Raw genomic sequence first — 20,689 nt, 5'->3', positions numbered from 1 at the left:
ATACGAAACAGTTAGCAAAAATGGCTTTTAAAAAAATAATATGTTAGATAGTATATATGAAAATTTCTCAGATAAGGGTTTAAAACAAGCTTTAGCAGTCTACGGCGGACTTGTTATTTCTACCGTTGCTATACCGATTGTAATTTTGGTAGTCGAATATTTTTTAAATGATAAAATTTCTTTCAATAAAATAATGATTATTTTCCTAGTCATTTTTTTATGGAGCCTCTTTAATATTGACTATTTAAAGAAAAGATTGAAAACGAGTGAAAAGTCTGAATAGACTAAAGCAACCAAAAATAAGATGGACTTTTAACAAGAACGTACTTTACTCAGACGCAACTGTTGCGCAGATGGACTTCACTCGGTCGGAAAAAACATCAAACGCAATAGTTCGTTCTTACTCGTGTGTGTCGCCACATTTTGCTAACAGAACCTAAACGTAATGCGGACTTTAGGGCTAAACCGAGAGGTCTGTGTATTTTTACTAAGTCCTTCAAATAGAATATTACGCGACAGCGAAATGGTCTATTTTGGCTTTAGAGCAGAAAAAATTAAAACAAAATATAAAAATTCGGCTCTGTGTTAATCCGAAAAGTTAGTGTCTTTTTACACGCTACGTTTCATATATAAGTCTGTTGTACGTAATTTGAGAAAACCGAACTAAAGTAGAAAATAAAGAATTAATTAAATGAGCGGAGGAGCTGGACACGTTGCGGATATGAATAATAGAATGAAACAAAATCGTTCTATGAAAACATCTAATAAATCAAAATTTAAATCTAATAATAGAGATTTGAATTTTTCAACTGGCAAATCTGAAAAACTGAATTTTAAAAAAGTTTCCGTAGAGGAACTTGCTCGAATAAAAACTGAAATTAGAAAGAAAGCGAAATCAGAAAGAAAAAAAGAAAGAATTATAATTGCATTGGCTGTCTTAATTCTATTGATTATTTGGACTATATTTTTGGCATAGATTTTAAAAAAAACAGAAATCTGAAAAATAAAACTACGTACAACAATGGCTATGAACAATTGCTTTTGCAGGCTTATCCTTAAAATTACTGCGGAATTTTCTGCTTGTTGTATACTTTCAAAAGTCCGTGCTAAACCACGCAACGAAATCATACACTAGACCGTTACCACATATATGAGAAAAACTTTGCTGATAATAACATTATTTCTATCATTCGATGGATTTTGTCAATCTACCCAAGATTGTGAAAAAATTCTAAAAAAAGAAATTAATCTGATTCCAAACAACACAGATAATTTGAAAAGATTTATAGAAGACTTCTCACTACTTAAAAATTGCGGTCTTGACGATGGAGATATCGAAGTTTTTTCAAGTGGCCCAGTTTTAGGAACAATTTTAGTTGAATTAGCATCAAATAAAGAAACTGATTCCAAATTAACCTTTCAAAAAATTTATGATAAAGTATTAGAATTTAAAGAATCAGAAGCTTATGAATTAACAAAAAGGACAATATTGGTTTCAAATGAACTGGCAATAAGACCTGCGAATATAGATAATTGGCAGGAAGACAAAATTCTTTTACAAAAACTGCAAGTCCCATCTACTATTATAGATGAGTTTCATAATTATTTAAAAGAACATTCTAATCCCGAAAAAACATATAAACAAGTTTTTGCAGATTTTCAAGAAACTAAAAAAACAAAAGAGTCAGAAACAAAACCAACCAAAAAAGAATATAACGGAATTTTCAAAAACGCTGGTAATGTAGATTACAAAGACCTTTTAAATGAATCCATAGAATTAAAAAAGCCATTACTGCTATATTTTACAGGCTATGCTTGTATAAACGCCAGAAAAATAGAACATTACGTTCTATCCGACAGTACAATTACAGAAAAATTAAAAAATGAATTCCATTTTGTGAACCTTTATGTTGACGATAGAACAAGTTTACCCGAAAATGAAAGTATAAAATCTAAAACAAATGGAAAATTGTTAAAATATGTTGGGCAAAAACATTCAGAATTACAAACTGAAAAATTTAAGAATAATTCACAACCATACTTTGTGATTATAGATAAAAACGGAAATAAAATAAAGGACATTGGTTATACCACAGAAAAAAAAGTATTTGAAGAATTTTTAAACACAGAAAAATAAATATGTCTATAACAACAGAATCAGAATTACTAGGAATGATAAAAGTTAGTGAAGTTGTTGGTACTACACTAAAATTAATGAAAGCGTATGCTAAAATAGGTATGTCTACCAAAGAGCTAGATGCATATGGAGGAGAAATATTAAAGAGTTATGGAGCTAAGTCTGCTCCTTATGAAACCTATGGTTTTCCTGGTTATGCTTGTATAAGTGTAAATAAAGAAGCTGCTCACGGTATACCATCTAAAAATAAAATACTAAAAGAAGGAGATTTAATAAATATTGATGTTTCTGCTGAGTTAAATGGATTTTGGTCAGACAATGGAGGTTCTTTTGTTCTTGGTGAGGATATTCATAATCATCAACCTCTTGTAGATGCTTCTAAAAACATCTTAAAAAAAGCTATTACCAACATAAAAGGTGGCGTAAAAATAGCAGACATTGGACACTTAATAGAGTCCGAGGCTAAAAAATCTGGTTTTAAGGTAATTAAAAATTTAGCAGGTCACGGAGTTGGCAGAAGTTTGCATGAAGAACCTGAAAATATTTTGAATTACAGAGTTAGAACAAATAGAGAACGATTTAAAAAAAATACTACAGTTGCAATAGAGACTTTTATTTCTACAAAATCTACCGTTGCTGTAGAGTTACAAGATGGCTGGACTTTGGTTGGAAACAAAGGCGGATACGTAACACAGCATGAGCAAACAATATTAATTACAGATAACACACCAATAATTTTAACAGAGTCTAATGGTATGTGGAACTAAAACTGATTAGAAGATAGCCAATAAAACCTTAACAAGAAGGATATTTTTAATATCAAATATTACTTAATAGCTAACAAATATACATTGGTGGTTATATTAGCCTTAAAAATGTTTAATATTTGGATTGTAAACTATACAATAAAACCATTATGAAATTTGAATTAAAAACAACTTACCTTACTTTTTTTACCATTTTTAGCTTTGTATTTGTGTTAAGTGCCCAAGACTACCAAGTAGATGGTCAGGAAATAACATCTTACAAACCTTTTGAAGTAGCTACCGATTATGCCAACTTTAGCAAATGTATAATGCCTGGTGCAGGAGCACAAAACGCTTGTTTTACAGACAATTTACAAGAGCTTTTTAATGAGAACTTAAAAATGCCCAAAGATTCTATTTCTCAAAACTTTAATGGAAAAGTATATTTTAACTTTTTTACAGATGCTAAAGGAGAGTTAGAGTCTACGGAGATTTATAATAGACCAGAAACTAAATTTATTGAAGAAGAAATAGATTTGGTCTTAAAAAAACTCCCTACACTAAAAGTGGTTAAATTAAAAGATACAGCTGTTAGCACAGGTTATGTGTTGTATGCCAAATTTAACCCAGGAAAAAATGTTAAGTTAAAGGTTATAGATATTAAGGTAAGTAAAGAAAATTTAAAAAAAGAAGAGAAAAAAGAAGCAGGTGAAGGCAATTTTAGCTTTCAAATAGTAGATGATGTACCTGTTTTTCCTGGTTGTGAAGATTTAGCCAAAAGTAGTTGGAGATCTTGTTTTCAAAAAAAATTAGGCAAACACATTGTTAAAAATTTTAGGTACCCAGAAGAAGCTCAAGAATTGGGAATAGAAGGTAGAGTAAACATTATGTTTGTTATAGATAAAGACGGATCTGTAAAAAACATAAAAACCAGAGGCCCACACCCTTTATTTGAATTAGAAGGGCGAAGAATTTTTGCAAAACTTCCTCGTATGACACCAGGGAAAGTAAAAGGAAAACCTGTAAGAGTACCTTTTAGTATACCTTTGACATTTAGACTTAACTAATTAAAAAAACTTAATATTTTAGTCCTAATTTATACTTAAAGATTGCTAATTGCCATTACCCATTAGCAATCTTTTTTGTTTTTTTGTAGAAAAAATATTACTTTTAATACGTATTGTTTTTACAGTGGTATATACAAATACTACTAAATATTTAAAGTTAAATTTTATGAATATGAATAGGCAGTTGGGCAAAAGTATTTTTGTATCTTATATATTAGGCGCTCCTATTGTGTTGCTTACAGTAATTGCAACTATTTTAATACCTGTTATTTATGTAGGTAAAGGCTTAAGCTCAATGTCTATAGTTTTAGGTAGTGGTTTTCAAACAATTGGGTTTGTTTTAACGTTTTTAATAGCATTTTGGTTAGGAGGAAAACTAGCTTATACAGATACAAAAAACAACAATTCGTTAATTTCAACTTCATTTAAATACTCTGTGTTAGTGAATTTAGTAATTTGGATTGTCTTTTGTTTAATTATTGGCAACTCTACAGGTAACTCTAATTTCTTATTTACAACACCTGCAATTATAGCCGTTATTGTAAGTACAACAATTACAACATTTACAATTGGACTTCTTATTTCTTACCTAATTAAAAAAATTAACAACTTGTAAAGTTTACTACAATTTAGTTTTAATAGTTGCTAACTAAATCTAAATTAAACTTACAAAAAATATTAGTTGCTGTTGTAATTATAAGCTTAAAAGTTTATGTATTAAAATATTAAACATAAGTTAATTCTTTTTTTAAAAGTAAGTCTTTGCTTACTTTTAAAGTAAAAAACAAACGCTATGAAAATTTTAAAAATTGCATTTAGTCTAATTCTTATAACCATTTTTTTTACCAGTTGTTCTAATTCTGATGATTCTGAATTTTATAATTTAGAAAATCGAGAAGTTGTCTATGTAGATGATGATAAAGTTACCTATGAAGTAGGGGAAACTCTATGGATTAATATGAAAGTAGAAAGCAAGCAAAACGATGATAAGTCAGACAAAGAAATTGATATTTATGACTTAACTAAAGCTTTAGAAACATTTTATGGTTTTTCGGTTTTTTTAACTGAAGATGATAATTTTTCTCCTGTAACATTTAAGCAAGAAAATATAGTAGAAGAAATAGGAAAGTTAAATCTTGCTGTAAATACAGTGCCTGAAGATTCAGAACTTTTAGGAGTAGCTATTTATAATGATGGAAGCTATATATTACGTGTGGGAATTAAATTAGACAAAGTTGGAAATTATTTTATAGCCAATGCTGGCCTAGGTTTAGGAGAACAAATACTTACATTTAATCCCACCAATGGAAAGGATGTTCAAATAAACTTTCATACTAAAATAAAGAATTCAGATACCGATGGAAGATTTTATTTTACTGTAAAGTAAAAACAAGTAATGTAATTTATTATAATTATAGAAGGCTAATTATTTAGTCCTGTATACTTAGAGATTGTTAATTGCCATAGCGCATTAGCAATCTTTTTTGTTTGAATATAACTCAGATAAAGTAATAAATGTATTGGAGTTTGTAATAGCTATATAAAAACAATAGTTTTATTATTAAATACCATTGTTTTGCGTTCTATATGCAGTTTTACACCTCTTGCAAGTACAATTTTTTCTAAATCTCTACCTTTAGCAATTAAATCTGTTATGCTGTGTGTATGAGATACCGTGGTAACATCTTGATCTATAATAGGTCCTTCGTCTAAATCTGCTGTTACATAGTGGCTTGTTGCACCAATAATTTTAACACCTCTTTTATAGGCTGCGTGGTATGGTTTGGCTCCTGCAAATGCAGGTAAAAAAGAGTGGTGTATGTTTATTATTTTATTAGGATATTGGTCTATTACAGTCTGGCTCACAATTTGCATATACCTTGCCAAAACAATAAAATCTACATTGTATTCTGACAAAAGAGCAAGTTGCTTTTCTTCGGCTTCTTTTTTAGTTGCTTTGGTTACTGGTATGTGGTAAAAAGGAATATTAAACTGGTTAGCAATATTTTTGGCTTTATCGTGGTTGCTAATAATTAAAGGGATGTCTACAGCTAGTTCACCAGAGCTATATCGGCTTAATAAATCATACAAACAATGATCATACTTGCTAACAAAAATAGCCATTTTAGGTACGGTAACCTCTTTGTATACTTCCCATTTCATTTGGTAAGTAGGCGCTAAAGTTTTAAAACCACTTTTAAACTCATTAAGGGTAAGCGCATTACTAAATTCACTCTCTAACCGCATAAAAAAAGTAGCACTTTCTTTATCTACATATTGGTCTATATACACAATATTACCGCCTTTAGTATGTATAAAATTAGTTACTGTGCTTATAATACCAGCTTGGTCTGGGCAATTAATTAGTATGGTTAGCTTCATAAATAGCAAATTTCAGCTATCTAATTTAGGGTATTATCAAATAAAGAGCCTTGCTTTCTGCTATTTTTATAATATTGAATGTTTTTAGTGTAAATTTTTGCAATTTTCGTAAATTGCAAGTCTAAAATTAGCTATTTAATACGAATGGAACAACAGAAACCATATACACCAAAACATAAAATTAGAATTGTTACAGCAGCAGCTTTGTTTGATGGACATGATGCGGCAATAAATATAATGCGTCGTATTATACAATCTACAGGCGTAGAAGTAATACATTTAGGTCATGACCGTAGTGTTGCAGAAGTAGTTGATTGTGCCATACAAGAAGATGTAAATGCTATTGCTATAACATCATACCAAGGTGGTCATAACGAGTATTTTAAATATATGTATGATTTGCTTCAAGAACGTGGAGCTACACATATAAAAATATTTGGCGGCGGTGGCGGCGTAATTCTACCAGAAGAAATTAAGGAATTAATGGACCACGGTATTACTAAAATTTATGCGCCAGATGATGGTCGTAAATTAGGGTTACAGGGTATGATTAATGATTTGGTAGAGAAAAGTGATTTTCCTGTGCCTGCATTAAAATTGCCAGAAAACACAACGGTTTCTGCATCTATAAAAAATAAAGATATAAACACCATTGCGCGTTTAATTAGTCTTGCAGAAAACAGACATGAAGAGTTTGTAGAGTACTTTTCTAAGGTTAATAAATCTACCAAAAACGTACCTGTACTAGGTATAACTGGTACTGGTGGTGCTGGTAAATCTAGTTTGGTAGATGAGTTGGTAAGGCGTTTTTTATTAGATTTTCCTGAAAAAAAAATAGGTCTAGTTTCTGTGGATCCGTCTAAAAGAAAAACCGGTGGTGCACTTTTAGGAGACCGTATACGTATGAATGCTATTAATGATGATAGGGTGTATATGCGTTCTTTAGCAACAAGGCAGTCTAACCTTGCGTTGTCTAAATATGTAGAGGAAGCAGTAGAGGTTTTAAAAGCTGCCGAGTACGATTTAATTGTGTTAGAAACATCTGGTATTGGACAGTCTGATACAGAAATTATAGAACATAGTAATGTATCTCTTTATGTAATGACACCAGAATTTGGTGCTGCTACACAGTTAGAAAAGATTGATATGTTAGACTTTGCAGATTTAGTAGCCATTAATAAGTTTGATAAGCGTGGTGCTTTAGATGCAATTAGAGATGTAAAAAAACAATATATGCGTAACCATAATTTATGGGATACGCCACAAGATGATATGCCAATTTTTGGTACAATGGCTAGCCAGTTTAACGATCCTGGGATGAACAAGCTGTACACTAGAATTATGGAAACATTGGTTGAGAAAGCCAATGCAGAATTAAAATCTACTTTTAAATTTGGTAACGAGATAGAGGAAAAGGTATTTGTTATACCACCAGCTCGTACACGATACTTATCAGAAATTGCAGAAAATAATAGAGGTTATGATGCCACTGTGGTAACACAAACTAAAGTTGCACAACGTTTATATGGTGTGTATCAAACTATATTATCAGTTTCTAATACGGCAAAAACTGAAACCGATTTACTACTCAAAAATGGCTTAGATACAGCTGCCATTTTAGAAGGGGTAAAAGAAGCAGCAGATAAAGACTTTTTAAACTTGCTATTTAAGGAGTTTGATAGAGTTAAAATGGATTTAGATCCTTATAACTGGGAAATTATTACAACTTGGGATGCTAAAGTAAATAAATACAAGCAACCTATTTATAGTTTTAAAGTAAGAGATAAAGAAATTAAGATAGCTACGCATACAGAGTCGTTATCTCATTCACAAATACCAAAAGTAGCTTTGCCAAAGTACCAAGCTTGGGGAGATATTTTAGGTTGGTGTTTGCAAGAAAATGTACCAGGAGAATTTCCGTATGCATCAGGTTTGTACCCGTTTAAAAGAACAGGGGAAGACCCAACGCGTATGTTTGCTGGTGAAGGCGGACCAGAACGTACCAACAGACGTTTTCATTATGTTAGTTTAGGTATGCCTGCAAAAAGGCTTTCTACTGCTTTTGATTCGGTTACTTTGTATGGTAACGATCCAGACCACAGACCAGATATTTATGGTAAAATTGGTAACGCTGGTGTTTCAATCTGTTGTTTAGATGATGCCAAGAAATTATATTCTGGGTTCGATTTAAGTCACGCAATGACATCTGTTTCTATGACTATTAATGGTCCGGCGCCTATGTTATTAGGTTTCTTTATGAATGCTGCTATAGATCAAAATTGTGAAAAGTACATTAAAGAAAATGGCTTAGAGGCACAGGTTGAAGCTAAGTTTAAAGAAGTATATGACAGCAAAGGTTTAGAAAGACCTAAATATAATGGAGATTTACCAGAGGGTAATGATGGGTTAGGGTTAATGTTACTTGGCTTAACAGGTGATATGGTTTTACCAGCAGATGTATACGCAAAAATAAAAGCAAATACATTGGCACAAGTGCGTGGTACAGTACAAGCAGATATTTTAAAGGAAGATCAGGCACAAAATACGTGTATATTTTCTACCGAATTTGCATTGCGCTTAATGGGTGATGTGCAGGAATATTTTATAGAAAAACAGGTTAGGAATTTTTATTCGGTTTCTATTTCTGGCTATCATATTGCAGAAGCTGGAGCAAATCCAATAACACAATTGGCTTTTACACTGGCTAATGGCTTTACTTACGTAGAGTATTATTTAAGCAGAGGAATGGACATTAATAAGTTTGGTCCAAACTTATCGTTCTTCTTTTCTAATGGTATAGATCCAGAATATGCAGTAATTGGTAGAGTTGCACGTAAAATATGGGCAAAAGCACTAAAATTAAAGTATGGTGCAGATTCAAGAGCGCAAATGCTTAAGTACCACATACAAACATCTGGACGTAGTTTACACGCACAAGAGATAGATTTTAATGATATTAGAACAACATTACAGGCATTGTACGCTATAAACGATAACTGTAACTCATTGCACACAAACGCGTATGATGAGGCTATTACCACACCAACAGAAGAATCTGTTAGGCGTGCAATGGCAATACAGTTAATAATAAACAAAGAGTTGGGACTTGCTAAAAACGAGAATCCAATACAAGGGGCTTTTATTATAGAAGAGTTAACAGAACTTGTAGAGGAAGCTGTTTTAAAAGAGTTTGATAGGATTACTGAACGTGGTGGAGTTTTAGGTGCAATGGAAACTATGTACCAGCGCTCTAAAATACAAGAAGAGAGTTTGTATTATGAGACATTAAAGCACACAGGAGAGTTCCCAATAATTGGGGTAAATACATTTTTAAGTTCTAAAGGATCGCCAACAGTATTACCAGCAGAAGTTATACGTGCTACAGAAGAAGAAAAACTAGCACAGATTGATACGTTAAAAAGTGTACAAGGTAGAGCAACTAATGCAGAAAAGTTATTAGAAGACTTGCAACAAGCTGCTGTTAAAAATGAAAACATTTTTGAGAAGCTAATGGAGGTTTCTAAAGTGTGTACATTAGGACAAATAACAAGTTCGCTTTTCCAAGTAGGAGGGCAGTACCGTAGAAATATGTAAGCGCAAAGCAGTACAAATTTTTATAAAGTATTATAAAGTAAAAAATCACCTAATGTAATGTTAGGTGATTTTTTTTATTTTGTAAATATACGTATTAACGTAGAGACCTACGCCAGTTTTTATATGACTTTCTAAAGCTTGTAATTTCTGTACGTAAAAGATTTAAGTATTCTTTTTCCTTGACACCGTGGTGTTCTAAGCCATTGCAATAACTTAATATGTTTCTGGTAATAGTATTAATAAATTTAATGCTATGCAATTTAGTATGTTTACAGTCGCTACGCTCTGCTTGCTCTATTTGTATAGGCAACAAAATGGCATCAGTAAGTATAGAATTTGCCATTATATCTCTTAAGCTACTAGACTTGTATAACTGCAATAAATCCTTATTGTAGCTAAAATAAGAAGCTAGTTCTCTACTAGTGTGGCAAAGCGATAGTGCTTTTTTATAAACCGGTACTGTATTAAGATTTCTGTATGGCATTGTGTTTACTATTATACTATAAAATTACATTCTTATTCTTATTGTTTTAATTATGATTATAAAGTGATTTTTTATATTTACTTTTGATTCTAAATATTTTAAATAATAAAGGCTTTGAATAATAAGATTGATGCAATTAGCTGGAAAATTCTTAGTTACCTGCAAAAAAATGCAAGAGAATCCTTTGCAAATATTGGTAGGCAAGTGGGCTTATCTGCACCGGCAGTGGCAGAGCGTGTTAAAAAAATGGAAGATTTAGGTATTATTACAGGCTACAATGCAATGGTGTCACATACAGAAACGGGTTACCAATTAAAGGCAATTATTACATTACGTGCTTTTATGGGAAAATTAAAACCTTTTTTAGAGTTAGTTGGTACTTTTGATGAGGTTATAAATTGCTACAGAATTACTGGTAATGAAAATATTATAATGGAAGTAGTTCTTAGAAATCAGTTTCATTTAGAGCAATTTATAGATAGGTTAATACAATATGGTGAGGCCCGTACGCATATAATTTTATCAGATGTAGTCTCTAATGCGCCCATTAAAAAAATAGAAGGCTAAAACATAGGTTTTAGGAGTAAATTTGTAATTTGCGCTTTTAAATAAAAATATCATTTTTTAGTATCGTTAAAATGCAAGCAGAAGATTTAGACACTATTGGAAAATACATACAAATAGCTACAGATAAGGCAGTATTTTTTCTGCCTCGTATTATTGGTGCTGGTTTAGTAATTTGGATAGGCTTTAAACTGGTAAAAAGGGTACTAAAAATGGTTGGCGTTGCCTTAGAAAAAACAGGCATATCTAAAACTCTACGTCCATTTGTTTCATCCTTAGTAGGAGTAGTTTTAAAGGGGGCAGCTTTATTTATAGCAGCATCTATTGTAGGTGCAGATTTAACCGGGTTAATGGCTATTTTAGCAGCTGTTGGCTTTGCTGTTGGTATGGCTTTGCAGGGTAGTTTAGGTAACTTTGCTTCAGGTATTTTAATTTTAACGTTAAAGCCATATAAAATTGATGACTGGATTCAGTTAGAAGATAAATTTGGTAGAGTTTCTGAAATAGGAATCTTTAGTACAGATATTATAACACCAGGTAACAAAGTATTAATAATACCAAACTCTAAAATTACAGACTCTGTTGTTACTAATTTTTCAGAAAAAGGAATGATTAGGTTAGAGTTATTGGTGACAATGCCATACTCAGAGAGTTTTCCTAAGGTAGAAAAAATTATTATAGATGCTTTGTTAGAGCTTCCAAATGTATTAAAAGATCCAATTCCTGATATTGGTATACAAACTTTTGATACACATAGTATACAACTATTAGTTAGGCCTTTTGTTCAGCCAGATGATTATTGGCCAGTTACATTTCAGGCTAATAAAGCCATAAAAAATGCATTTAGCAAACACGGTATACAAGTAGCTTACTCAGAAGGGGTAGAAATGGGTGCTATTGGTGATTAACTCTTAATTCACTTTTTTTGGCTAGGTTTTTGATGCTTTAATAAGAGTTAAAAACAAATATTAATAGTAATTTAGTTTATAACTATACCTAACTAAAAAACCAAAAGACAACGCTTGTGAAAAAATTAGTACTTCTACTGTTAGCATTTTTAAGTTTGCAGCTTTCTGCGCAAGAATTAAAATTAAAAAAAGGAGCTGTTGTAGACAATATAAAGGTAGGGGACTCTTTGCCGTATAGTTTCTCTCTTTTACTTCCATCAAACTTTACAGTTAATAAAAAATGGCCTGTTGTATTTATTGTAGACTATAACAATAGAGAAAAACAAGTAATACGCTTAATGGCTAGTATTGCAGAGGAAAAAGGCTATATTTTGGCGGCATCAAACAATTTAAACGATACCATTTCAATCTCTAAAAATATTTTAGCATTTACAAAAACATTTAATTCTGTGGTAGGAATGTTACCTATTGATGAAAATCAAATTTATACAACTGGCTTTAATAGAGCTGGTAGGTTAGCATCTACAATTCCTGCATTTATTTCTAATATAGATGGTGTGCTGTCTTACAGCTCTACTGTTGGTAATATTGAAATTATTAACGTTAAAAAGCCTTATCAGTACATTGGTATAGTTAGTGGTTATAATTTTAATTATACAGAAATGCTAGCTAATAAAGAGTTGTTAAATAAGTTGAAAATTCCAAACCAGTTATTAATAGAAGAATCTAGAAACAATTGGCCCTCTACAAATAACTTGGCTACAGCATTAGATTTATTTAAAATGTCTGCTATGGCTAAAGGTAATTTAGCTGTAGATAGTTTATTTATAAATAATAATTACAATACTACGCTTACTACAATTAATAAATTGGTTGCAGCAAATAAACTTAAAAAAGCAAAAAACTTAATAGACCAGACTATAATGGTTTATAAGCCTTTTAAAAAAATAGATTCTCTAAAGGATAAAAGCAATGCATTACGTAAAAACAAAATATACAAGTCGTTAAAAAGGGCAGAAAATAATGTGTGGTTTAAGGAGCAATCTTTAAAAAACGATTTTGCATATTATGTAGAAGAAGATGCTTACACACACAATTTTAATAACCTTGGTTGGTGGGCACACCAAACAAAAGAAATAGATAGGTTTAAAAATAGCACCAACCAAGAGCAACAAAAGATGGGATATAGGTTAGAAGGATACTTGGTTGCGCTAACAAATGACTATATTGATACTGTTTTAGCAGAAAAAAATACAGATTATGATGCTCTTAGCTTTTTGTATATGCTAAAAACAATAATTGCACCTAAAGACTATGATCCTTACCTAAAAATAATATCTTTAAGTGCAAAAAATAATGATTTTGGAACCTCTATTTTTTATTTAGAAGAGCTGCTTAAAAATGGATATACAGATGCAGATAAACTTTATAATTTAGAGTCTACTACATTATTAAAACTTACACCAGAATACAACGCTTTAATTGAAAAATATCTTAAGAAAGGACGTTATATCCTTAAGGAATAATAAGGTGTGGTACCTTAGTTACGTCCCAATCTATAACTAAGCCACCAGCTAAAGATTTAGCAACTTCTTTACCATATAAATATTCACACAAGTAGAGAGCCGCCTCAAAACTCTTAGCGCCTCCTGCAGAGGTAATGTATTTTTTGTCATGTACAAATAATACGTTATCTGCTACCTTTAAATTAGGAAATGTTTTTTTGTATAAATCTATATCACTAGGGAAAGTGGTAGATGTAACAGTGTTTAAAACTCCTGCTTTTGCAAGTACAAATGCACCATCACAGTGCGATGTAATAAATAACGCATCTTTATTTACTTTTTTCACAAAATTTAGCATTGTAGTATCTTTTAAATCGGAATCTAAATGATGCTCTGCACTAGGTACAACCAATATGTCTATTTTAGGAAGTTCATCTTCAATATAATTGTAGTCTGGTAAAATACGCACACCTTCAAACGTAGTTATAGGTTTTAGTGTGTTAGCAACCGTAAATACATTCATCGCTTTAATATTTTTTCTAAACTTTGTATGCTGAAAAATATCAAAAGGAGCAGTAAATTCGGTATTAAAAGTACCATCCATAATTAAAAACGCTACGTTATATCTTGTAGAATCTAATTCAGGATAAAAACGTTCTTTAGTTTCTACATTATTAAGGACTTCAGTTTTTACAGTTTCTTTTTTCTTGTCTGTACAGGCTAAAGCTAAAGTTAGTAGTATGCCTAAAATTATGTTATTTATTTTTTTCATTTGTTTGCAATTGTAATTCGTTTTAAAATAAAGAGTAGTGCTATACCTATTACGGCTATAACGGTAATGCTATTCCATGTAAATATATAACCATTATTTGCAATAGAGTGCATACCGTAATTGTGAGCAAAAATGTGTGATATTGAAAAAGCTATACTATACAGTGCCATATATTCTCCTTGTTTGCCACGTTTAGAACGCTCCATAGCAATTGCGTTAGAAAACGGAAAGGCAATCATTTCGCCAATAGTCATTAGTAACATTCCAACAACTAAAATTCCAACCCATGAAAAAATATTTAGCAATGCAAAGCTTAAACCAACTAATATTAGCCCAAAAATTACATAAGTAACTTTGGAGTGGTTAAGTTTTTCTAGGTATTTAATTAATGGCATTTCAAAAGCAAAAATTAAAAAACCATTCATAGCAAGTAAAAGTCCTATTTTAAATTCGCTAAGTTTATAGGCATCACTGTAATATACTGGTACGGTAGAAAAATACTGTACAAAGCAAAATCCAAAAAGTACCATAGCAGCAATAAATACCCAGTAGTAACCGTCTGTGTATGCAGATTTTGGACTTTCGTTTTTGGAACTATCCATAACTCGTGCTTTTATAGGATTTAAAACAATAAGCAATAAAATACTGGCCAATACGCAGGTTATTCCGTCTACCCAAAAAAGACCAATATAGCCTAAAGATGTAATTATAATACCGCCCAAAGCCGGACCAGCAGAAAACCCAAGGTTAATGGCAAGTCTAATTAGTGTAACAGATCTAGTTTTATTTTCTGGTTTACTATAAGCAATTAAGGCAACAAAAGCAGCGGGTCTAAAACAATCTGCAACAATCATAAGTATAAAAATGCCTGCGCAAATACTATAATAATCGTGTAAAAATTGAAGACCAATAAATAATATACCACTCGTAAATAAACTAAAGAGCATTACTTTGTAGTAGCCAAATTTATCAGTTAATGTACCTCCAAGCCAAGAGCCAATTAATGAGCCAGCTCCAAAGCAAGACATTACAACACCTACATTTTCAAAAGTTAGTCCAACATCGTTTTTTAAATAAAGCGATAAAAAAGGAATAACCATTGTGCCTGCTCTGTTTATAAGGGTAATGAGTGATAGCCACCATACTTCTTTAGATAGCCCCTTAAATGAGTCTATATAGTTTGTGTAAAGTTTTTTCATTTTGGTTGGTATATAAAAAAAGCCTGGTGATTTTTTCGCCAGGCTTAGTATTAGTATAATATATCTATTTCAATATTAAATACAGCAGCGCTGGCACCTTTTTAAGGTACAGATAGCCACAGATTTATACATTGAAAGTCTTTGCATTTTTCTTTTATTGTAAAACAAAGCCAAGTAAAAAAGTAATAAGTTGTATTTTTACTGTATTAATTTAATGTAATATAATGAGGTATACAGTATTTTTATTTGTAATGATGTTGTTAAGTTGTAATGGGCAAAAGAAGTATCATACAAATGAGGTTGAAGAAAAAATAGCAGCAACAAAATCTGACAAGCTAAAAGGTATTCTAGAGTATCATAAAAAGTTAAATGATGAGTATAAAGATGCAAAAACCTCTCCGTTGCCTAATAAATACAGAAAAGATTTTGAAGGACTAGATTTTTTTGAGCCAGATACAAATTATGTGGTAAAAGCAAGGTTAGAGTTGGCTTTAGGTGCAACTCCATTTTTAATGCCAACTACAACAAACCAAAATCAAGAATATAAATTATACGGTAGATTGTTTTTTAAATTAAATGGTAAAGATTTACAACTAGAAGTATATCAAAACCAACAATTAATAAAGCAAGAAAAATATAAAGATCATTTGTTTTTGCCTTTTTTAGATAATACAAATGGTAAAGAAACGTATGGAGGAGGAAGATATATAGAGTTATCTGAGCCAGATGAAGATTTTATTATGGTAGATTTTAATAGGGCATACAATCCTTATTGTGCTTATAGTAAAAAGTATTCTTGCCCAGTAGTACCACTTGTAAATACATTAGACACAGAGGTTAGAGCAGGGGTAAAAGCCTTTAACAAAGAGCACTAAAAAAGAAGAAAGCCTAGCGCACAAACTAGACTTTCTTCAACAACCAAACTATAAACTAAACTTAATTTTTTTAAAAAGAATAAACTGCTGCAATTAAAAAGGTAGATAAGCTTTTTGAAGGATCTCCGTCGTTATTAAAAAACGGTTCGTTATTACTCCAAGCATCTAATCTAACCTCTGGTTTAATTGTTAAATCTTCAACAGTGAAACTACCAGTTAAAGTAGTTGCAAATACGCTAGGCTCATCATCTAAACCATCAACAATTTGTGTAAAATACTCACCTCTTAATCCAAAAGAAGCAGTTTCTGATGCCTTAATTTGTGGGTATAATGCAACGCCAGCAAAACCATTACCATCATTATCAGCGTAAGCACCATTTATACCTAGATAAAAACTATCAGATAAATCAAAACCACCTGTATAGTCAATCTCAAAACCTAGGTTTGCTTTATCGTCATAATAAAGATTTAAATATTGACCAGCATAACCTAATTGTGCTCCAAGAGCATATTGGCTAGTTAAATTATTATCTACATCTGTAACATTCATTACAGCAAGCATTAAGCTAAAATCATCAGATAATGTAAAATCTGCTTTTAAACCAGTATGAGAAAAAGGCCCGCTAGAGAATAAGTGAGACGTGCTGTAGTTAAAATTACCTACAGGAGAAATAACCTCATATCCTAAATACGTATTAAAACGTCCCATTGTTAACTTTGTTCCTTCGCTTACATTCCAGTATGCATACAATTGGTTAACATTTAAACCGGTAATAGCTTGTTCTCCTCTTGGTCCAAAAACAAGATCTGCTACTGCTCCAGTTTTTTCACCTTCATAACTAGCAATAATGTTTGCCATACCAAGTGCAAAACCAGTTTCATTAGCAAAAGAAGTTAGAGGGCTTATTAATCCGTTAGCTTCTGCATTATCATCTGCGCTTAAATTTGTTCTAAAGTAAGCATCAACAGACCCGCTAATTTCTAATTTTTTTTCTTCTTCTTCCTGAGCAAATATTAATGCAGAGGATAACATCATTATTGAAAATGATAATTTTTTTAAGTAATTTGTTGTCGTATTCAATTTCATATCAAATAAATTGTAAACCCTTTATTATAAGGGGTTTGTTAGTGATTTTATTTTTTGTTGTTGAAACATTTTGTGACGGAGCGTTCTGCAAAACGCTCCGTTTTTGTTTCTTGTGTTTATTTTTCTGTAGTTGTAAACTCTGGATAAACTTCTATATCATGTTCATGCACATCTAAACCTTCTAATTCTTCTTGTTTAGAAACTCTTAATCCAATAGTTTTCTTTAATATAAATAAGACGATAAATGTTGTAATAACAGCCCATAATATGTAAGCTAAAGAACCGTAAGTTTGTACTAGTAATAAGCTAGCGCCACCACCATTTATTAGTCCGCCATCTATAGCAAATACACCTACTAACACGGTACCTATAAATCCGCATACTCCATGCACAGATATAGCTCCTACTGGATCATCAATTTTTAATTTTTTATCTATGCCTTCTATAGAAAGTACTACGGCTATACCGCAAACTAAGCCTATTGCAAGTGCGCCCCAAGCGTTAACAGCTCCACAGCCAGCAGTAATACCAACTAAACCAGCTAGTGCGCCATTTAGTGTCATAGAAATATCTGGTTTACCGTATTTAATCCAAGTAAAAAATAAGGCTGCAACAGCACCAATAGCAGCCGCTAAGTTTGTGTTTATAATTACACTACCAGTAGCAACAGTATCAGATCCACCCCATGCAAGTTGAGATCCGCCATTAAAGCCAAACCAACCCAACCATAGGATAAATACACCTAATGCACCAAGAATCATATTATGTCCTGGAATTACGTTTACTTTACCATCTGTATATTTGCCAATACGTGGGCCAACCATAATTGCAGCAACTAAAGCTGCGCCACCACCAACTGCGTGTACTACAGAAGAACCGGCAAAGTCTACAAAACCAGCAACATTTAACCATGCATCATCATCAAATGGCCAGTACCAGCTACCAGAAATAGGGTATATAATTGTTGTTAATATGGCAGAATATATAAGGTAAGTAGAGAATTTAGTACGCCCTGCTATAGCTCCAGATACAATTGTAGCTGCAGTTGCGCAAAATACTGTTTGAAAAAATAAGTTGTACCAATCGTCTGCAGAAAAGAAGAAATACCCTTGTTCTGCTGGGCTTAATCTAAAAAATCCGCCTAAAACAGTATCGCTACCATACATAATTCCGTAACCTACAGCCCAGAACATTAAGGAACCTACGCAAAGGTCCATAATGTTTTTCATTATTATGTTACCAGAGTTTTTACTGCGTGTAAAGCCAACTTCTACTAATGTAAAACCAGCTTGCATAAAAAATACTAAAATGGCAGCTATTGTTATCCATAATGCACCCATATCACTGTTGATACTTTCAACAGCTTTACTTAGTGCTTCTTGTTGTTCGTTAATCATAATTCTAATTTTTTAATAGTGTCTTGGTTTGGTTAGTTTATTCCTGCGTGACCGTTTTCTTTGGTTCTAATGCGGTATGCATCTATAATTTCAGATACAAATATTTTTCCGTCACCTACATTGCCTGTGTAAGCAGATTCTAAAATTGTATTTACAGTTTTTTCTAAAAACTCATCTGAAACTATAATAGATAGGTATCTTCTTTGAATATCAGTTGTGCTGTAAGATATTCCTCTGTATACGTGTCCTTGTTTTTCATTTCCTACTCCAGTTACATCCCAGTAACTAAAAAAATTCACTTCAATTTGGTGTAATGCTTTTTTTACATCATCAAATTGAGATTTTCTAATAATTGCTTCAATTTTTTTCATATCGTTTAGTTAATTACAGGGTAAATGTATTTAATAATGAATTATACCCCATATTTTTTATGGGTACTTATTTAATTTTTATGATATAAATAAAATAACCCCTATTTTAAATAGGGGTATTGTAATTATATTTTAATTTTTTGTTAAAATGATATTTGATAAATGAAAAAAAATAGGATATGACGGGGTATTACAGCAAAAAATATTGCTATTTACGTGTATTGTTGAATAAAAAAAGATTTTTTATGAAATATTATATGGATTTAGAAATCCATAAACCGCCTATTACGGCAAAAATACCAATAGAGATACTTAATAAGGTATAAAAAGTAAAATGCAAAAGATCGCCATTTTTTAATAGAGATTGGTTTTCTAATGCAAAAGTAGAAAATGTAGTAAAGCCTCCACAAAATCCAGTAGCTAATAATAATGCTTGGTTTTCTGTAAGGTAATTACCTTTTAAAGTTAGTCCTATTATAAAGCCAATAAGTAAACTGCCTAATATATTAACTAAAAAGGTTCCTAAAAAGTAGGGTTGAAATGAACTATTTAGTGTTTTGCTAATAAGAAAACGCAATACACTACCTACACCTCCTCCTAAAAAAACAAGTAACAACTGTTTCATACCTTACAAAGGTAAAAAACTATATTGCTTTTTTGTATTTTGTAGAGATAATATTAAGTGGGTATACTTTAGCTGTTGTTTCTGCTGTAGGTTTGTTAACAGATTTTTTTGCTTTAGCATTGTTACGGTTAACGCTAAACACTAAAAGTAAGGCATTTACAGCCACTAAAATAAATAAAATGTTAAGAAAAATTGTCATTAAACAGAATTTGTTATCAATACAACGCAAAAATACGGTTTTTCTTACACTATAACGAAGAAAGCCTAGTTTTTGTTGTGTGTTGCTTGATTTTTGTGGTGAACGATAAAAATTCGTTAATTTTTTAGAAAATGCTTAATAATAAACAATGAAATTATGAAGATAATAAAGGTAATGGCTACCCATTTTACACCAGAATAGTTTTTTAAATGTAATTTTTTGTCTCTTTTATATGTAATTACAATAATAATAGTAAAAACAATAACAAAAAGAGCGGCAAATATATATTGTCCGGTGGTAAACATATTTCTATTTTTGTGCAAAACTAACGTAAAATTATACAAATGAAAAATAAACTTAAAGCGGTAGAGTTATTTCATAAATCTTTTGGAGCTGGGGTTTCTGAAGAATTAAAAGCAGATTTAGGACAGCAAAAAAATTTATTGCGCTTTAACCTTATGGATGAAGAAAATAAGGAGTACTTAGAAGCGGCTAATAATAATGATATGGTTGAAGTAGCAGATGCTTTAGGTGATATGCTGTATATTTTATGTGGTACTATATTAGAGCATGGTATGCAGTATAAAATTGAAGAGGTTTTTGATGAAATACAGCAAAGTAATATGAGTAAGCTAGGTGCAGATGGTAAACCAGTTTACAGAGAAGACGGTAAAATATTAAAAGGGCCTAACTACTTTAGGCCAAGTATAGAAGCTATTCTTAAAAAATAAAAAAAGTGCCTAATAAGGCACTTTTTTATTATATTATATAGGTAAC

22 protein-coding genes are annotated in these 20,689 nt (G+C 31.5%); 13 read left to right on the top strand and 9 right to left on the bottom strand.

Annotated elements, in window-relative coordinates; genetic code table 11:
• Nucleotides 1-40: 40 nt before the first annotated feature.
• The 7 genes from CELLY_RS01810 (at nucleotide 41) to CELLY_RS01780 (ending at nucleotide 5,337) form a co-directional block, all read left to right on the top strand.
• Nucleotides 41-283: a hypothetical protein gene (locus CELLY_RS01810; RefSeq protein ID WP_013619944.1), complete on the top strand. Its 243-nt coding sequence runs from the start codon at nucleotides 41-43 to the stop codon at nucleotides 281-283.
• 408 nt (nucleotides 284-691) lie between these two features.
• Nucleotides 692-976, top strand: coding sequence for a hypothetical protein (locus CELLY_RS01805; protein WP_013619943.1), 285 nt, complete (start codon nucleotides 692-694; stop codon nucleotides 974-976).
• A 174-nt stretch (nucleotides 977-1,150) separates the two neighbouring features.
• The gene (locus CELLY_RS01800; RefSeq protein ID WP_013619942.1) at nucleotides 1,151-2,137 is read left to right on the top strand and encodes a thioredoxin fold domain-containing protein; all 987 of its coding nucleotides are present in this window, start codon (nucleotides 1,151-1,153) and stop codon (nucleotides 2,135-2,137) included.
• Between the two features lie 2 nt (nucleotides 2,138-2,139).
• Entirely contained in the window at nucleotides 2,140-2,904 is a 765-nt protein-coding gene (gene map / locus CELLY_RS01795; RefSeq protein WP_013619941.1) for a type I methionyl aminopeptidase, read from the top strand.
• Between the two features lie 149 nt (nucleotides 2,905-3,053).
• Nucleotides 3,054-3,950 carry an energy transducer TonB gene (locus CELLY_RS16595; protein WP_013619940.1) on the top strand — a complete coding sequence of 299 codons (897 nt, stop codon included), beginning with the start codon at nucleotides 3,054-3,056 and terminating at the stop codon, nucleotides 3,948-3,950.
• Between the two features lie 166 nt (nucleotides 3,951-4,116).
• Entirely contained in the window at nucleotides 4,117-4,566 is a 450-nt protein-coding gene (locus CELLY_RS01785) for a hypothetical protein (protein WP_013619939.1), read from the top strand.
• 177 nt (nucleotides 4,567-4,743) lie between these two features.
• Nucleotides 4,744-5,337, top strand: coding sequence for a hypothetical protein (locus CELLY_RS01780; RefSeq protein WP_013619938.1), 594 nt, complete (start codon nucleotides 4,744-4,746; stop codon nucleotides 5,335-5,337).
• A 149-nt stretch (nucleotides 5,338-5,486) separates the two neighbouring features.
• Here CELLY_RS01780 and purU read toward each other — a convergent pair whose 3' ends face one another.
• Nucleotides 5,487-6,332, bottom strand: coding sequence for a formyltetrahydrofolate deformylase (purU, locus tag CELLY_RS01775; protein WP_013619937.1), 846 nt, complete (start codon nucleotides 6,330-6,332; stop codon nucleotides 5,487-5,489).
• Nucleotides 6,333-6,476: 144 nt separating this feature from the next.
• Between purU and CELLY_RS01770 the strand changes: the two genes are divergently transcribed.
• Nucleotides 6,477-9,926: a methylmalonyl-CoA mutase family protein gene (locus CELLY_RS01770; RefSeq protein ID WP_013619936.1), complete on the top strand. Its 3,450-nt coding sequence runs from the start codon at nucleotides 6,477-6,479 to the stop codon at nucleotides 9,924-9,926.
• A gap of 94 nt (nucleotides 9,927-10,020) precedes the next feature.
• On the opposite strand, the gene CELLY_RS01765 is transcribed toward CELLY_RS01770, so the two are convergent.
• Nucleotides 10,021-10,410, bottom strand: a complete 390-nt coding sequence (locus tag CELLY_RS01765; RefSeq protein WP_013619935.1) for a hypothetical protein — start codon at nucleotides 10,408-10,410, stop codon at nucleotides 10,021-10,023.
• A gap of 114 nt (nucleotides 10,411-10,524) precedes the next feature.
• On the opposite strand from CELLY_RS01765, the gene CELLY_RS01760 reads away from it, so the two are divergent.
• The 3 genes from CELLY_RS01760 to CELLY_RS01750 all read left to right on the top strand — a co-directional run bounded on the left by CELLY_RS01760 (nucleotide 10,525) and on the right by CELLY_RS01750 (nucleotide 13,408).
• The gene (locus tag CELLY_RS01760; protein ID WP_013619934.1) at nucleotides 10,525-10,977 is read left to right on the top strand and encodes an Lrp/AsnC family transcriptional regulator; all 453 of its coding nucleotides are present in this window, start codon (nucleotides 10,525-10,527) and stop codon (nucleotides 10,975-10,977) included.
• A 71-nt stretch (nucleotides 10,978-11,048) separates the two neighbouring features.
• Nucleotides 11,049-11,882 carry a mechanosensitive ion channel family protein gene (locus tag CELLY_RS01755; protein ID WP_013619933.1) on the top strand — a complete coding sequence of 278 codons (834 nt, stop codon included), beginning with the start codon at nucleotides 11,049-11,051 and terminating at the stop codon, nucleotides 11,880-11,882.
• Between the two features lie 116 nt (nucleotides 11,883-11,998).
• The gene (locus CELLY_RS01750; RefSeq protein WP_013619932.1) at nucleotides 11,999-13,408 is read left to right on the top strand and encodes a hypothetical protein; all 1,410 of its coding nucleotides are present in this window, start codon (nucleotides 11,999-12,001) and stop codon (nucleotides 13,406-13,408) included.
• Here CELLY_RS01750 and CELLY_RS01745 read toward each other — a convergent pair.
• Nucleotides 13,398-14,159: a DJ-1/PfpI family protein gene (locus CELLY_RS01745; RefSeq protein ID WP_013619931.1), complete on the bottom strand. Its 762-nt coding sequence runs from the start codon at nucleotides 14,157-14,159 to the stop codon at nucleotides 13,398-13,400. The genes CELLY_RS01750 and CELLY_RS01745 overlap by 11 nt on opposite strands.
• Complete coding sequence (locus tag CELLY_RS01740; RefSeq protein WP_013619930.1) at nucleotides 14,156-15,358, bottom strand: MDR family MFS transporter; 1,203 nt, start codon at nucleotides 15,356-15,358, stop codon at nucleotides 14,156-14,158. The genes CELLY_RS01745 and CELLY_RS01740 overlap by 4 nt, the downstream gene beginning before the upstream one ends.
• Nucleotides 15,359-15,582: 224 nt before the next feature.
• Between CELLY_RS01740 and CELLY_RS01735 the strand changes: the two genes are divergently transcribed.
• Nucleotides 15,583-16,233 (top strand): DUF1684 domain-containing protein, encoded by a 651-nt coding sequence (locus tag CELLY_RS01735; RefSeq protein ID WP_013619929.1) that lies wholly within the window; start codon nucleotides 15,583-15,585, stop codon nucleotides 16,231-16,233.
• 70 nt (nucleotides 16,234-16,303) lie between these two features.
• Here the strand turns inward: CELLY_RS01735 and CELLY_RS01730 are convergent, their stop codons facing one another.
• From CELLY_RS01730 to CELLY_RS01710, 5 genes are all read right to left on the bottom strand, one after another.
• Nucleotides 16,304-17,320 carry an outer membrane beta-barrel protein gene (locus tag CELLY_RS01730; RefSeq protein ID WP_034646332.1) on the bottom strand — a complete coding sequence of 339 codons (1,017 nt, stop codon included), beginning with the start codon at nucleotides 17,318-17,320 and terminating at the stop codon, nucleotides 16,304-16,306.
• 116 nt (nucleotides 17,321-17,436) lie between these two features.
• Nucleotides 17,437-18,717, bottom strand: coding sequence for an ammonium transporter (locus CELLY_RS01725; protein WP_013619927.1), 1,281 nt, complete (start codon nucleotides 18,715-18,717; stop codon nucleotides 17,437-17,439).
• A 32-nt stretch (nucleotides 18,718-18,749) separates the two neighbouring features.
• Complete coding sequence (locus tag CELLY_RS01720) at nucleotides 18,750-19,088, bottom strand: P-II family nitrogen regulator (protein ID WP_013619926.1); 339 nt, start codon at nucleotides 19,086-19,088, stop codon at nucleotides 18,750-18,752.
• Between the two features lie 253 nt (nucleotides 19,089-19,341).
• On the bottom strand, nucleotides 19,342-19,713 hold the full coding sequence (gene crcB, locus CELLY_RS01715; RefSeq protein WP_013619924.1) for a fluoride efflux transporter CrcB: 372 nt from the start codon (nucleotides 19,711-19,713) through the stop codon (nucleotides 19,342-19,344).
• Nucleotides 19,714-19,732: 19 nt separating this feature from the next.
• Nucleotides 19,733-19,912: a hypothetical protein gene (locus CELLY_RS01710; protein ID WP_013619923.1), complete on the bottom strand. Its 180-nt coding sequence runs from the start codon at nucleotides 19,910-19,912 to the stop codon at nucleotides 19,733-19,735.
• A gap of 344 nt (nucleotides 19,913-20,256) precedes the next feature.
• On the opposite strand from CELLY_RS01710, the gene CELLY_RS01700 reads away from it, so the two are divergent.
• Nucleotides 20,257-20,643 carry a pyrophosphohydrolase domain-containing protein gene (locus CELLY_RS01700; RefSeq protein WP_013619921.1) on the top strand — a complete coding sequence of 129 codons (387 nt, stop codon included), beginning with the start codon at nucleotides 20,257-20,259 and terminating at the stop codon, nucleotides 20,641-20,643.
• Nucleotides 20,644-20,689: the final 46 nt, after the last annotated feature.

This window comes from Cellulophaga lytica DSM 7489 (assembly GCF_000190595.1).
GTDB classification, from domain to species: Bacteria; Bacteroidota; Bacteroidia; order Flavobacteriales; family Flavobacteriaceae; genus Cellulophaga; species Cellulophaga lytica.
Note: the sequence above shows the minus strand (reverse complement) of the source record. Positions and strands in the feature narration are given on the sequence as shown.

Coding starts and splice junctions, on each gene's coding strand:
- CELLY_RS01810 (WP_013619944.1), top strand. CDS start 41: ATGTTAGATAGTATATATGAAAATTTCTCAGATAAGGGTTTAAAACAA.
- CELLY_RS01805 (WP_013619943.1), top strand. CDS start 692: ATGAGCGGAGGAGCTGGACACGTTGCGGATATGAATAATAGAATGAAA.
- CELLY_RS01800 (WP_013619942.1), top strand. CDS start 1,151: ATGAGAAAAACTTTGCTGATAATAACATTATTTCTATCATTCGATGGA.
- map (WP_013619941.1), top strand. CDS start 2,140: ATGTCTATAACAACAGAATCAGAATTACTAGGAATGATAAAAGTTAGT.
- CELLY_RS16595 (WP_013619940.1), top strand. CDS start 3,054: ATGAAATTTGAATTAAAAACAACTTACCTTACTTTTTTTACCATTTTT.
- CELLY_RS01785 (WP_013619939.1), top strand. CDS start 4,117: ATGAATATGAATAGGCAGTTGGGCAAAAGTATTTTTGTATCTTATATA.
- CELLY_RS01780 (WP_013619938.1), top strand. CDS start 4,744: ATGAAAATTTTAAAAATTGCATTTAGTCTAATTCTTATAACCATTTTT.
- purU (WP_013619937.1), bottom strand. CDS start 6,332: ATGAAGCTAACCATACTAATTAATTGCCCAGACCAAGCTGGTATTATA.
- CELLY_RS01770 (WP_013619936.1), top strand. CDS start 6,477: ATGGAACAACAGAAACCATATACACCAAAACATAAAATTAGAATTGTT.
- CELLY_RS01765 (WP_013619935.1), bottom strand. CDS start 10,410: ATGCCATACAGAAATCTTAATACAGTACCGGTTTATAAAAAAGCACTA.
- CELLY_RS01755 (WP_013619933.1), top strand. CDS start 11,049: ATGCAAGCAGAAGATTTAGACACTATTGGAAAATACATACAAATAGCT.
- CELLY_RS01745 (WP_013619931.1), bottom strand. CDS start 14,159: ATGAAAAAAATAAATAACATAATTTTAGGCATACTACTAACTTTAGCT.
- CELLY_RS01740 (WP_013619930.1), bottom strand. CDS start 15,358: ATGAAAAAACTTTACACAAACTATATAGACTCATTTAAGGGGCTATCT.
- CELLY_RS01735 (WP_013619929.1), top strand. CDS start 15,583: ATGAGGTATACAGTATTTTTATTTGTAATGATGTTGTTAAGTTGTAAT.
- CELLY_RS01730 (WP_034646332.1), bottom strand. CDS start 17,320: ATGAAATTGAATACGACAACAAATTACTTAAAAAAATTATCATTTTCA.
- CELLY_RS01725 (WP_013619927.1), bottom strand. CDS start 18,717: ATGATTAACGAACAACAAGAAGCACTAAGTAAAGCTGTTGAAAGTATC.
- CELLY_RS01720 (WP_013619926.1), bottom strand. CDS start 19,088: ATGAAAAAAATTGAAGCAATTATTAGAAAATCTCAATTTGATGATGTA.
- crcB (WP_013619924.1), bottom strand. CDS start 19,713: ATGAAACAGTTGTTACTTGTTTTTTTAGGAGGAGGTGTAGGTAGTGTA.
- CELLY_RS01710 (WP_013619923.1), bottom strand. CDS start 19,912: ATGACAATTTTTCTTAACATTTTATTTATTTTAGTGGCTGTAAATGCC.
- CELLY_RS01700 (WP_013619921.1), top strand. CDS start 20,257: ATGAAAAATAAACTTAAAGCGGTAGAGTTATTTCATAAATCTTTTGGA.